Source organism: Actinoplanes sp. URMC 104 (assembly GCF_051386375.1).
Lineage (GTDB): Bacteria > Actinomycetota > Actinomycetes > Mycobacteriales > Micromonosporaceae > Actinoplanes.
Map to the genome: position 1 here is coordinate 2,130,831 of NZ_JBPQTO010000002.1, position 12,562 is coordinate 2,143,392.

The window sequence follows — 12,562 nt, forward strand, 5'->3', positions numbered from 1 at the left end:
AACCTCCTGCTCGCGTGCGCCGGCTTATCCACATCGACGATGACGAAGCTGCGGACGCGAGCGCACTTTACCTACCATGGGGCCGACGCCACGCCCGGCGACGGGCAGGCGCACAGCGGGTGACCATCCCGCCTTTGTGGACGGAAAGGGTCAAAAGCGGCATGAGCACGGTGGTGATCAAGCGGTCGGCCCGGCGGCCCGCGCCGGAGATTCCGACCGGTGAGATCGCCGTCGAGCCGCCGCCCGAGATCCCGCAGAGCACGGGCGGCCGCTGGCAGCAGGCGGCGATGGCGCTGCCGATGCTGGGCGGCTCCGTCGCGATGGCGATGATGATGGGCCAGGGCCGCACGGGCGCGTACTCCTATGTGATCGGTGGCCTGTTCGGCATCTCCTCGATCGCGATGCTCGCCACCAGCTTCGGCTCCAGTGGCTCGCCCAAGAAGGCGGAGATGATGGCCGCCCGCCGCGAATACCTGCGGCACCTCTCCGGCCTGCGCAAACGCGTCCGCGAGACGGCCCGCAAGCAGCGCGTCGGCCTGCTCTACCGTCATCCCGATCCCACCAAACTCTGGTCCACCGCCGGCAGCCACCGAGTATGGGAGAGGCGCACCAGCGACCCCGACTTCGGCGTCGTCCGGCTGGCGGTCGGGCCGCAGACGCTGGCCACGCCGCTGATCCCGCCGGTCACCCGGCCGCTGGACGAGCTCGAGCCGATGACCGCGGGAGCGCTGCGCCGCTTCCTCGACGCGTACTCGGTGGTTCCCGACCTGCCCGTGGCCGCCTCGCTGCGCGGGTTCGCGCGGGTCTTCCTGCGCGGCAGCGGCCCCGGCACCGACCGTGACGTGCAGGGCCTCGCCCGCGCGGTGGTCGCCCAGCTCGCCACCTTCCACGCGCCCGACGACCTGATCGTCGCCGTCTGCGCCGGTCCCGAGCGGCGGGCGTCGTGGGAGTGGGTCAAGTGGCTGCCGCACAACCTGCACCCGGCCCGCACCGACGCGCTGGGCCACGTGCGGCTGGTCGCCGGCACCGGCCAGGAGCTCGAGCACCTGCTCGAGGACGTGATCGGCAACCGGCCGCGCTTCAACCCGATGGGCCAGAGCGTGAGCACGCCGCACGTGGTGATCGTGCTCGACGGCGCCGACCTCAAGGGCGCCACGCAGCTCGACGACGGCATCGACGGCGTCACCGTGCTCGACCTCGATGAGCAGCCGCCGCGGCTGCTCGACCGCTCGTTGCTCGTGCTGGAGGTCGCGCACCACGGCGGGCGCCGGGTGCTCAACACGTACTCGATGGAGCACGAGGCCGAGGTCGGCGTGCCCGACCAGCTCAGCGTCGAGCAGGCCGAGGCGGTCGCCCGCCGGCTGGCCCCGCTGCGGCTGGCCGCGATGTCCAAGTCGTCCGATACCCCGCTCGCCGCCGAGCTGGGGCTGGCCGACCTGCTCGGCATCGGCGACCCCGAGACGTTCAGCGTGGCCCAGGCGTGGATGCCACGGCCCAACCGGGACAAGCTGCGCGTGCCGATCGGCGTGGGCGCCGACGGCGCTCCCGTCGAGCTCGACCTCAAGGAGTCGGCGCAGGACGGCATGGGCCCCCACGGCCTGCTGATCGGCGCCACCGGTTCCGGCAAGTCGGAACTGCTGCGCACGCTCGTGCTGGCGCTGGCGACCACGCACTCGTCCGAGACGCTCAACTTCGTCCTGATCGACTTCAAGGGCGGCGCGACCTTCGCCTCGCTCGACCGCCTGCCGCACACCGCGGCCGTGATCACCAACCTGGCCGACGAGCTGCCGCTGGTCGACCGCATGGTCGACGCGATCGACGGCGAGATGATCCGGCGGCAGGAGCTGCTGCGCAAGGCGGGCAACTACGCCAGCATCCGCGACTACGAGAAGGCCCGGGCCGGCGGCGCCGCGCTGCCCCCGCTGCCTTCGCTGCTGGTGATCTGCGACGAGTTCTCCGAGCTGCTCAGCGCCAAGCCCGACTTCATCGACCTGTTCGTCCAGATCGGACGGCTGGGCCGGTCGCTCGGCGTGCACCTGTTGCTGGCCAGCCAGCGGCTCGAGGAGGGCCGGCTGCGCGGGCTGGACACCCACCTGTCCTACCGGGTGGGCCTGCGGACCTTCTCGGCGCTCGAGTCGCGGGCCGTGCTCGGGGTGCCCGACGCCTACGAGCTCCCGCGGTCGCCCGGCCACGGCTACCTCAAGTTCGGCACCGAGCCGCTGCTGCGCTTCAAGGCGGCGTACGTCTCGGGGCCGTTGCCCAGGGCCGGCGCGCGCACCGCGGCCGGGGGCGCGGGCGCGGAACCGCAGGTGCTGGCGTATTCGACCCGATACGTGCCCGCGCCGAAGCCGATCAAGCCCGTCGAGCCCGCGCCCGAGGAGATCCCCGCCGGCGAGAGCGTGCTCGACGTGATGGTGGACCGGCTCGGCGGGCAGGGACCGCCCGCCCACCAGGTGTGGCTGCCGCCGCTGACCCAGTCCGCCGCGCTCGACGAGCTGCTCGGCCCGGTGGTCGCCGACCCGGTCCGCGGGCTGGCGTTCGCCAACCCCGAGCTGCACGGCGCCCTGCAGGTGCCGATCGCGATGGTCGACAAGCCGCGCGAGCAGGTGCGCGACGTCATGTGGCTGCAGCTGTCCGGCGCGGCCGGGCACGTCGCGGTGGTCGGCTCGACGATGAGCGGCAAGTCCACGGCGCTGCGCTCGATGATCTGCGGGCTCGCGCTCACCCACACCCCCGCCGAGGTGCAGGTCTACTGCCTCGACTTCGGCGGCGGCGCGCTGGGCACGCTGCGCGACCTTCCGCACGTCGGCGGCGTCTCCGGCCGGCTCGACACGGTCGGCGTCCGGCGTACGGTCGGCGAGATGTCCACCCTGCTCAACGAGCGGGAGGCGCGCTTCGCCGCGATGGGCATCGACTCGATGGCGTCCTACCGGCGCCGCCGCGCGAACACCGCCTCGCAGGCCGGCGACGACGACCCGTTCGGCGACGTGTTCCTGGTGATCGACGGCTGGGCCACGCTGCGCAAGGAGTACGAAGAGCTCGAGCCCGTCATCACCGACATCGCCACCCGCGGGCTGTCGTACGGCATCCACGTCGTCGCCGCGACCTCGCGCTGGATGGACTTCCGTCCCGGTATCCGCGACCTGTTCGGCTCGCGGCTCGAGCTGCGCCTCGGCGACCCCAGCGACTCCGCGGTGAACCGCCGCGCCGCGATGACCGTGCCCGAGAAGCCGGGCCGCGGCATCGTCGAACACCCGACGGACAAGAACAAGTTCCTGCACCTGCTCACCGTGCGACCCGAGCTGAGCACGCTCGCCGACACGACCGACCTGGTCAAGGAGATCACGGCGAACTGGCACGGCGCCCTTGCGCCGCGGGTACGGCTGCTGCCGGCCCAGGTCCCGTACGCCGACCTCGACCTCACCCGCAGCCGCGGGCTGCGCCTGCCCATCGGCATCAGCGAGGCCGACCTGCAGCCCGTCGAGATCGACTTCGCCTCCGACCCGCACTTCCTGCTGTTCGGCGACGCCGAGTGCGGCAAGTCGTCGTTCCTGCGCGCGCTGGCCACCACGATCACCCGGCGGTTCGCGCCCGAGGAGGCGCGGATCATCCTGGTCGACTACCGGCGGTCCCTCATGGACCTTCCGGAGTCCGAGCACCGCATCGGCTACGGGATCCAGGCGCAGAAGACGCTGGAGCTCATGCAGTCGGTGGCCGGCTACATGGAACGCCGCCTGCCCGGCCCCGACGTGACGGCCCAGCAGCTGCGCGAGCGCTCGTGGTGGACCGGGCCGGAGCTGTTCGTGCTGGTCGACGACTACGACCTGGTCGTGGCCGGGCCGACCAACCCGCTCACCCCGCTGATGGAATACCTGCCGCAGGCCCGCGACGTGGGCCTGCACCTGATCCTGACGCGGCGCGTGGGCGGCGCGGGCCGGGCGCTCTACGAGCCGGTGATCCAGCGGCTGCGCGAGCTGTCGGCGCCCGGCCTGGTGATGTCCGGGCCGTCGGACGAGGGCCCGCTGGTCGGCCCCGTACGGCCGGCGCTGCTGCCGCCGGGCCGCGGGCGGCTGGTCACCCGGCGTGAGGGCGTACGGCTGATTCAGTTGGCCCACCTGGCGCCGTACTGACCTGCCCCGCGAATTGACAGACAGCCGGTGCGACAAGGATCGACGGATCACCGCAATCGGACACCGTTTCGGAGTAATCTGCATCGACCGTGTTCCCAGCCTTTGGAGGCGGTGCGCCTTGGTGAGTGGTCGCCGACTGGCCGCGGCCGCGACGGCCGGGGTCTTCGCGCTAGGCGTGCCCGCGACGCCCGCTTTCGCCGAGCCTGTTCCGCTTCAGGGCGATTCCGTGCGGGCCGACGAGTGGCATCTGAGCGAGCTGAACGTCGCCGACGCGTGGACCTATGCCAACGGCTCCGGCGTGACGGTCGCCGTGATCGACTCCGGCGTCGACGCCGACCACCCCGACCTGCAGGGCCAGGTGCTCTCCGGCCTCGACCTGGTCGACGAGAAGGGCGACGGCGACACCGACCTGGTCGGCCACGGCACCACGGTCTCCGCGATCATCGCCGGCCGCAACGACGACGCGAACGGCGTGGTCGGCATCGCCCCCAAGGCCAAGATCCTTCCCGTACGGGTGCTGGACGAGGACAACCGCTACAGCGACGCGCTGATCGTCGCGCAGGGCGTCCGCTGGGCCGTCGACCGCGGCGCACGGGTCATCAACCTCTCGCTGGGCGGCAACGGCAGCAGCGCCGCCCTGGCCGCCGCCCTCGACTACGCGTTCGCCAAGGACGTCGTCGTGATCGCCTGCACCGGCAACACGAGCGCCTCCTCGTCCACCGGCGTGTGGTATCCGGCCCGCGAGCCCGGCGTGCTGGCCGTCGCCGGCATGGAACGCGACGGCCAAGCGCTCTGGTCGGGTTCGATCACCGGCAAGGAAACCGTCGTCACCGCCCCCGCCACCCAGCTGGTCGGCGCCAACACCGGCGGCCAGTACTGGAAGGTGCAGGGCACCAGCTTCGCCGCCCCCATGGTCTCGGCCACCGCAGCGCTCATCCGTTCCCGCTGGCCCCAGATGCCGGCCGGCGAGGTCATCAACCGCATCATCCGCACGGCGAAAGACAGAGGCCCGGCCGGCCGCGACGCCACCTTCGGCTTCGGTTTCGTCGACCCCGTCGGCGCCCTGACCGCCTCGGTCCCGCCCGTCTTCGAGAACCCGCTCGACACCTCTCCTTCCCCCGGCATCGCCCGTTTCGGCAGCGCTCCCGCTCCCGGCCAGGCCCAGTCGGCGCCCGACGGCACCACCAAGGAGCTGGTTCCCGCCTCCCCCCGCACCGAGTCCGGCAGCGGCGCCGCTCCGCTGGCCGCCCCACCATCTCCCAGCCATCGCAGCTGGTGGGCCGCGGGCGCCCTTTTCCTGATCTCAGCGGTAGCCGCCGTCCTGACAGTCCGCCGCTTCGCCGGCACCACCTGACGGATCAGCCTCCCCGGCCGTCCTTCCGTCGCCCTGGTGAGTCGCCCGGACCGCCACTCGCCCGTCGGCCGAGTACGTCTTTCCTTGCACGGCCGCCCGCCTTCGCACCCCGGTGCGGCACAACTGGCTGTCCGCCTCTCCCCTTATCGCCTGGGTGCGCCACCCACGGTTGTCCGCGTGGCGCCCACTCGCACCCTTCCACCCCGTGCGCCGCCCTCGAGCTGCCCGCACGCCCCCTGTCGGCCGCTCGCAGCGCGTCGGTCACCCGCGCCGTTCCCTGCCGATCGCCCGCATCCCAACGGACGCCTGCCGCGGTCGCTCCCACCGTCCCCGCCGCCCATCCAGCCGCGTGCCTCCAGCAGCCACCGCGCCTCCTCAGGCCCGCCCGTGCCTCCAGCTGCCACCGCGCTTCCTCCGGCAGCCGCCTGCACCGTCCTCTAGCCGCCGCGCGTTCTTCCCTGACGCGCTGCTCCAACGTTCGTCCCATTGGTCCCGCATACAGCCGCGCAAGCACTGCACCCGCCGCGGCATCGCCCATCCCACAGCCGATTCCCGCGGTCTCGCCTATCGCCACGCCCGCGTGTAGCGCCCGCTTCCCACCTGCGCTCGCCTTGACTCCCCCGGCGCTCCACGGAGCGAGCTCCCCAACACTTCACAGCGCATTCCCAGAACTTCAAGATCGCGGTACAGCCACCGCCTCCCCCACCCACCCGGGGTTCGGCGGTGACGCTACGCCCCTCCACCGACAGAAATTCGGATTGTCCACAGGCGACTCGAGCGGCCGAGCCAACCGCCCGGACTTATCCACAGACAGCCGCACGACTGGCTCGGCATGCGAGCCTTATTACCGCCCAGGGACACACCAACTGCTGGATCGGAAGGAGCCGAAGACGACGACAACCTGCATCGGCTGAGTTCTGGCGCGCCCACAAACCGCCACCCCACATAGCGGAGCACCCCCGCAGAGCTCCAGAATCATGCACCGTCCGCTCAGGCCGACGAAGGGTGGAGCCCGCTCGAGCCCGCGAAGGGTAGAGCCTGCTCGGGCCCGCGAAGGGCGGGGAGCGCGATCAGGCCCGCGAAGGGCGGGCAGCGCGATCAGGCCCGCGAAGAGCGGGGAGCGCGATCAGGCGCAGTCGCCGGTGCGGACGCCTCGGGTGCGGGTCACGCCGGCCCGGGCGACCGGAGCGGCCTCGTCGGCGGTCAGGGCGAAGCCGGTGTTCTTGTCATCGGCGGCGGCCGCGAAGATGACGCCCAGCACCTGGCCGTTCGTGGTGATCAGCGGGCCGCCGGAGTTGCCGCTGCGGACCAGGGCGCGGATCGTGTAGATCTCGCGCGTGACGTCGCCGGAGTCGTAGATGTCGGGGCCCGTGATGCGGCCGACGTCGCGTACCCGGGCCGACTGGGCGTCGTAGGGGCCGTCCTGCGGGTAGCCCAGCACGATGGCGCTGGCGCCGGTGTTGGCTTCCTTGCGGACGAAGGGCATCACGGGCGCGGTCAGGCCGGGTACGTGCAGCACGGCCAGGTCGCGGTCGGGGTCGTAGACGACGACCGTCGCGTTGCGCTGGCGGCCGTTGACCTCGACGGTTGTGCTCTCGGTGCCGGCGACGACGTGCGCGTTGGTCATCACGCGCTCGTCGGCGTAGACGAAACCGGAGCCCTCGATGCGCCTCGAGCAGCTGGGCGCCGTGCCCAGCACCTTGATGACCGAGCGCTTCGACCGCTGCACGATCTGGGAGCCCTTGAGAGCGGGGTCCGGTGCTGCGACGTCCTTGGCGTCGGTGGGGGTGAGCCCGCCGAACACGGCGGGGAAGCCGCTGGTGTCGAGGGTGTCGCGGAGCGCGCCGGAGAGCGCCTCGGCCTGGTCGGGCATGACGCGCTCGAGGCCGCCGAGGATGGCGCTGTTGCGGACCTCGCGGTTCAGGCCGGGGAACGGCGTGGAGCCCAGCGGCACCGCGATCAGCGAGGCGACGAGCAGCACGGCGAGCACCGAGACGGCGGCGCCGCCGGCGTCGTCGGCCTTCTGCAGCGGGCGGCTCTGGATCGCCCGGCGCAGGTGGGTGCCAAGCCAGCCGGCCAGCGTCTGCCCGAGCACGGCGAGCGCGAAGATGGTGACCAGCGAGACGACCAGGCGGGCCGTCGGGTCGGTGAAGCGGTCGGCGATCAGCGGGCCGACCTGCAGGCCGATCAGCACCCCGCTGAAGAAGCCGCCGAACGAGAGCGCGCCGATGACGAAGCCCTGGCGGTAGCCGCTGATCGCGAAGACCAGCATGAGCAGGATCAGGATGCCATCGACCACGGACACTCACCCAGGGTAGAAGTGGCGGGCCAGCGACGGGTCACGGCAGAACCTCGTCGGGCGCGCCGCCACGGCTGGCCGGCACCGGAGTGCTCGCGTCGGGCAGTTCGACCAGGGCGCCGGGCTGCCACGGCCGCGTCCAGCCACCCATGTCGAGCAACGTCGAGATCACCCCTGCCGTGAAGCCCCAGACCAGCATGCCGCGCACCTGGAACGCCGGACCGATCCAGCCGCTGGGGTGCCGCACCCGGATACGGTTGCGCGGGTCGACCAGTTCACCGATCGGGAGCCGCGCCACATGCGCGACCTCGGCGGCCTGGCGGGGGTGCACCGGGTGCGGGCGCCGCCACCAGGCGAGCACCGGGGTGACGACGAACGAGCTGACCGGGATGTAGAGGTCGGGCAGCAGCGCGAGCGCCTCGGCGCTGGACGGGTCGAGGCCGACCTCCTCGTTGGCCTCGCGCAGCGCGGTCGCCACGGCGTCGGCGTCCTCGGGGTCGGTGCCGCCGCCGGGGAAGGCGGGCTGCCCGGCGTGGTTGCGCATGGTCGCGGCGCGCTGGAGGACCAGCAGGTCGGGTCCGGCTTCGCCGTCGCCGATCAGCACCAGTACGGCACTGGGCCGCCCGCCGCCGGGCGGGGTGCGCAGCGGGGTGAAGTCCGCGGTGCCGCTCTCGCCGACGCGGGTCAGCAGCGGCTCGAACCAGTCGGGCAGCCCGTCCGGCCGGGCCAGGAGACGCGCCCGGCTCACCAAGCCACCCCGGGAGCCGCGGAAAAGCCGACCACGGCGGAGCGACCGGCAACCGCGGAACGACCGGCAACCGCGGAACGACCGGCAACCGCGGAACGACCGGCAACCGCGGAACGACCGGCAACCGCGGAACGACCGGCAACCGCGGAACGACCGGCAACCGCGAAGCGACCGGCAACCGCGAAGCGGCCGGCGGGAAGAACGTGCGGCGCGCTCACGGGGTCACCGTCACGCCGGTGTGCTTGCGGACCTGCTCGGCGAGGCCCGCGGCGTCCAGGGGCAGGGGGTGTACGTAGGAGCGCCCGGCAGCGTCGAGGAAGACCGTGACCGGCAGGTTGACGCGGCCCAGACCGTTGAGCAGCAGGCTTTTCTCGTCGAAGAGCGTCGGCATGCGCACGCCCTTGTCGCCGGCGAACGAGGCGCCCTTGTCGCGCTGGTCGCCGGTGTCGACGCCCAGGACGGTGAGCCGTCCGGCGGCCTTGTCGGCCAGGCTCTGCATGACCGGCAGCTCGGCCCGGCACGGCTGGCACCAGGACGCCCACAGGTTGATCACCGCGGGCCCGCGGAGGGAGCGCAGCGCAATGGCGCCGCCGTCGCCGGAGAAGCACGGCAATGACACGTCGGGCAGCCCGGTGGCCGGCGGAGCGGACGAGGATGCGGTGAGGGCCTCACAACCCGCGAACGGTGAGGCGACGGCGGGCTCGTCGTCGGAGCATGCGGCAGTCACCGCGGCAAGCAGGAGCACCAACGGGACAGCGAACAGCCGCGGCAGCGACACGCCGCGTGAACGCGATGCGCCACGGGGCAAGACAGTCCGAGGCAAAGATGCCGGGCGCGGCAAGGAGACGGGGCGCAACAGGGACGCAGGGCGCAGTAGGGAGGCGCGTGGCGGGAAGGAGACGGGGCGTAACAGGGAGGCGCGGCGCCGCAAGGAGCCGCAGCGCACCAAGAGGGCGGGGCGCCGCGGGGAGGGGGCGGACGGCCGCGGGAGTCTCACGGGGCCTCCGGGGCGGCGACGGCGGCGGCGGGGACCAGGTCGGGGTCGACGCCGGCGGCGGCGGCCAGGTCGCGGGCGCGGGGGCCCTTGAGCAGCTTGGCGGCCGCGGCGGCCTCGGTGGGGCCGGTGCCGTAGGAGGGGCACATCGGCGCCAGGGTGCAGGCTCCGCAGGCCGGCTTGCGGGCATGGCAGACGCGCCGGCCATGGAAGATCACCCGGTGCGACAGCATCGTCCAGTCGCGTTTCTCGATGAGGTCGGCGACCAGAAACTCGATCTTCACGGGGTCTTCCTCGGCGACCCAGCCGAAGCGGTTGGTGAGCCGCCGGAAGTGGGTGTCGACGGTGATGCCGGGAACGTCGAACGCGTTGCCGAGGATGACGTTCGCCGTCTTGCGGCCGATGCCGGGCAGCGCCACCAGGTCGTCGAGCCGGGCGGGCAGCACCCCGCCGTGCCGCTCGACCAGGGCCTGACCCAGCTTGATCAGCGAGTCGGTCTTGGCGCGGAAGAAGCCGGTGGGCTTGAGCAGCACCTCGAGCTCGCCCCGATCGGCCGCCGCGTAGTCCGCCGCGGTCCGGTAGCGCTGGAACAGCGTGGGGGTGACCTGGTTGACCCGCACGTCGGTGGTCTGCGCCGACAGGATGGTGGCGACCGCGAGCTCGAGCGGGGTGGTGAAGTCGAGCTCACAGTGCGCGTCGGGATGGGTCTCGGCCAGCACCCGGGCCATCTTGCGGGCCCGTCGTTTGCGCCCGATGGGCGTCTCTGCCGCGAACCGCTTAGCCGACCGCACCACCAGAGTCACCGCTAAAGAGTACGTCGCGGGTACGACAGGAATTACGGCGTGATCGACCCGTCCGCGCCGAGGCGGGCGCCGGTCTCGGGAAAGTCCTCCGCGGTGAGCCGCGCGACGAGCTTGCGCCCCTGCTCGGCGGAGGAGTCGCGGGTGGGCAGCCCCTCGGAGCTCATGGCGGTCGACAGCAGCTTGCCACCCGCGTACGACCCGTCCTTGCCCAGCGTCACGTGCAGGATCCCGCCGTACTTGAGCACCCCGGCGCGCGAGAGCGTCCGCCCGCCGCCGGCGAAGTTCCCGAGGCTGTACGCGATGAGCTTGCCCCGGTAGAACTCCATGCCGCGCAGCACGTGCGGCCCGTGCCCGACGACCAGGTCGGCGCCCGCGTCGATCACCGTGTGGCTGAACTTGACGGGGTCGCCCCTGTTCTCGCCGTGGAAGGTCTCGGTGCCCGGGCGTACGTGCTGCTCGCCCGCGCCCTCGGCGCCCATGTGCACCTGCACGACGACCAGGTCGGCCTGCTGACCGGCCCGCTCGACCACGGAGCGCGCCTGGTCGAGGTCGATCAGGCTGTTGGCGCCGGCGTACGACGAGAAGCCGATCACCGCGACCCTGACACCCTTGACCTCGACGACCGTGATCTCGTCGGTGTTGCCCGTGTATTTGACGCCCGCCTCGTCGAGCGCCGCCCGGGTGTTGCGCGCGCCGCGCGTACCGAAGTCCTTGGCGTGGTTGTTCGCCGTGTTCACCAGGTCGAAGCCGGCGTCGGCGAGGTGCGCGGCGTACGAGGGCGGCGAGCGGAACGCGAAGCAGTTGGGCGACGGCGGCGTGCCGCACTTGGAGGTGCCGGTGTTCTCGGTGAGCGGCTGCTCGAGGTTGCCCATCACCAGGTCGGCGGCGAGCGCCTGCTCGACGGAGTCGAAGAACCCCTTGCCGCCGGCGGGCGGCATCCGGTGGGGGGCGTTGCTCATCATGATGTCGCCGGTGGCCGACAGCGTGACGGTGCCCTGCGCCGCCACCGACTCGAGCGGTGGCGCGGGAGCGGAGGCGGAGGACGTGGGAGCCGGCAGCGGCTCCTGCCACCGGGAGGCGTCGTCGGAACCGGCGCGGGCGAACGCGACCCCGCCGGCGGCCAGGCCGGCCAGCGCAGCCAGGACAATGGTGATAGTAAGGACAGGGCGCCCGAAAAGGCCTTGTCGCTGGCGTGGGGGGTGGGAATTCATCGACGGCGACGATACCGTCAGGTAGCGACGCGGACGACCGTCGAAAGGCTTGTCGTCGCCTCCACCGGGCGACGAAAAATACTGCCCGTCACGGCGGGACTGGTTACCCTGCGGTATCTGGATCAAGGGGTGCCCGCCCGATTCACGCCCGCGTGCGCCTAGACTGATCGAGCGCAGGCGTTGCGCGTGTTCGGAGGTGCGGCGATGGATGAGGTACTGGCGCGCAGCGGAATCTTCCAGGGCGTGGACCCGGAAGCTGCCGAGGCGCTCGCCAAGGAGATGGACACGGTCGAGGTCCGCAAGGGCGACGTCCTGTTCAACGAGGGCGAGGCCGGTGACAGCCTGTACATCGTGCTGTCCGGCAAGATCAAGCTCGGCCGCCGCGCGGCCGACGGCCGGCAGAACCTCGTCTCGATCATGGGTCCGTCCGACATGGTCGGCGAGCTCTCGCTGTTCGACCCCGGCCCGCGCACCGCGACCGCGACCGCGGTGACCGACGCCCGGCTGGCCCGGCTCAAGAAGACGTCGCTGCGCCCCTGGCTCAACAACCGCCCCGAGATCGCCGAGCAGCTGCTGCGCGTGCTGGCCCGCCGGCTGCGGCGCACCAACGACGCGCTCGCCGACCTGATCTTCACCGACGTGCCCGGCCGGGTCGCGAAGAACCTGCTGCAGATGGCCGGCCGGTTCGGCACCCGCGACGGTGGTGTGCTGCGCGTCACGCACGACCTCACCCAGGAGGAGCTGGCTCAGCTCGTCGGGGCGTCCCGCGAGACGGTGAACAAGGCGCTCGCCGATTTCGCCTCGCGTGCCTGGCTGCGGCTCGACGGCAAGAGCGTCATCATCCTGGACCCCGAGCGCCTCGCGCGGCGCGCCCGCGTCTGACCCGCGCCGACCAGCAGGGGCCGTCCCGTCGGGGCGGCCCCTGAACTGCGTGCATTACGCCTGAACAGGCTACAAACCACCCGCATTCGCATCCGTGTCGCACCCGCTCGACCACTCGTTACGGAGGTGGTCGAGAGGCAC

General features: G+C 72.2%; 8 protein-coding genes. 3 read left to right on the forward strand and 5 right to left on the reverse strand.

What is annotated here, in order from left to right:
• Nucleotides 1–161 precede the first annotated feature (161 nt).
• Nucleotides 162–4,130, forward strand: a complete 3,969-nt coding sequence (eccCa, locus tag ACSNN8_RS11005) for a type VII secretion protein EccCa (RefSeq protein ID WP_436648552.1) — start codon at nt 162–164, stop codon at nt 4,128–4,130.
• A gap of 118 nt (nt 4,131–4,248) precedes the next feature.
• On the forward strand, nt 4,249–5,484 hold the full coding sequence (gene mycP, locus ACSNN8_RS11010; protein WP_436648553.1) for a type VII secretion-associated serine protease mycosin: 1,236 nt from the start codon (nt 4,249–4,251) through the stop codon (nt 5,482–5,484).
• A 1,126-nt stretch (nt 5,485–6,610) separates the two neighbouring features.
• Here the strand turns inward: mycP and ACSNN8_RS11015 are convergent.
• The 5 genes from ACSNN8_RS11015 to ACSNN8_RS11035 all read right to left on the reverse strand — a co-directional run bounded on the left by ACSNN8_RS11015 (nt 6,611) and on the right by ACSNN8_RS11035 (nt 11,539).
• On the reverse strand, nt 6,611–7,789 hold the full coding sequence (locus ACSNN8_RS11015) for a MarP family serine protease (protein ID WP_436648554.1): 1,179 nt from the start codon (nt 7,787–7,789) through the stop codon (nt 6,611–6,613).
• A 34-nt stretch (nt 7,790–7,823) separates the two neighbouring features.
• Nucleotides 7,824–8,531, reverse strand: coding sequence for an NUDIX hydrolase (locus tag ACSNN8_RS11020; RefSeq protein WP_436648555.1), 708 nt, complete (start codon nt 8,529–8,531; stop codon nt 7,824–7,826).
• 214 nt (nt 8,532–8,745) lie between these two features.
• Nucleotides 8,746–9,276, reverse strand: a complete 531-nt coding sequence (locus ACSNN8_RS11025; protein ID WP_436649514.1) for a TlpA family protein disulfide reductase — start codon at nt 9,274–9,276, stop codon at nt 8,746–8,748.
• Between the two features lie 248 nt (nt 9,277–9,524).
• Nucleotides 9,525–10,322 carry an endonuclease III gene (nth, locus tag ACSNN8_RS11030; RefSeq protein ID WP_436649516.1) on the reverse strand — a complete coding sequence of 266 codons (798 nt, stop codon included), beginning with the start codon at nt 10,320–10,322 and terminating at the stop codon, nt 9,525–9,527.
• A 38-nt stretch (nt 10,323–10,360) separates the two neighbouring features.
• The gene (locus ACSNN8_RS11035; RefSeq protein WP_436648556.1) at nt 10,361–11,539 is read right to left on the reverse strand and encodes a CapA family protein; all 1,179 of its coding nucleotides are present in this window, start codon (nt 11,537–11,539) and stop codon (nt 10,361–10,363) included.
• Nucleotides 11,540–11,743: 204 nt separating this feature from the next.
• Between ACSNN8_RS11035 and ACSNN8_RS11040 the strand changes: the two genes are divergently transcribed.
• Complete coding sequence (locus ACSNN8_RS11040; RefSeq protein WP_020515203.1) at nt 11,744–12,421, forward strand: Crp/Fnr family transcriptional regulator; 678 nt, start codon at nt 11,744–11,746, stop codon at nt 12,419–12,421.
• The last annotated feature ends 141 nt before the right edge of the window (nt 12,422–12,562 follow it).

What these genes read in the sequence shown, in the direction of transcription:
- eccCa (WP_436648552.1), top strand. Translation starts at nt 162, where the DNA reads ATGAGCACGGTGGTGATCAAGCGGTCGGCCCGGCGGCCCGCGCCGGAG.
- ACSNN8_RS11035 (WP_436648556.1), bottom strand. Translation starts at nt 11,539, where the DNA reads ATGAATTCCCACCCCCCACGCCAGCGACAAGGCCTTTTCGGGCGCCCT.
- ACSNN8_RS11040 (WP_020515203.1), top strand. Translation starts at nt 11,744, where the DNA reads ATGGATGAGGTACTGGCGCGCAGCGGAATCTTCCAGGGCGTGGACCCG.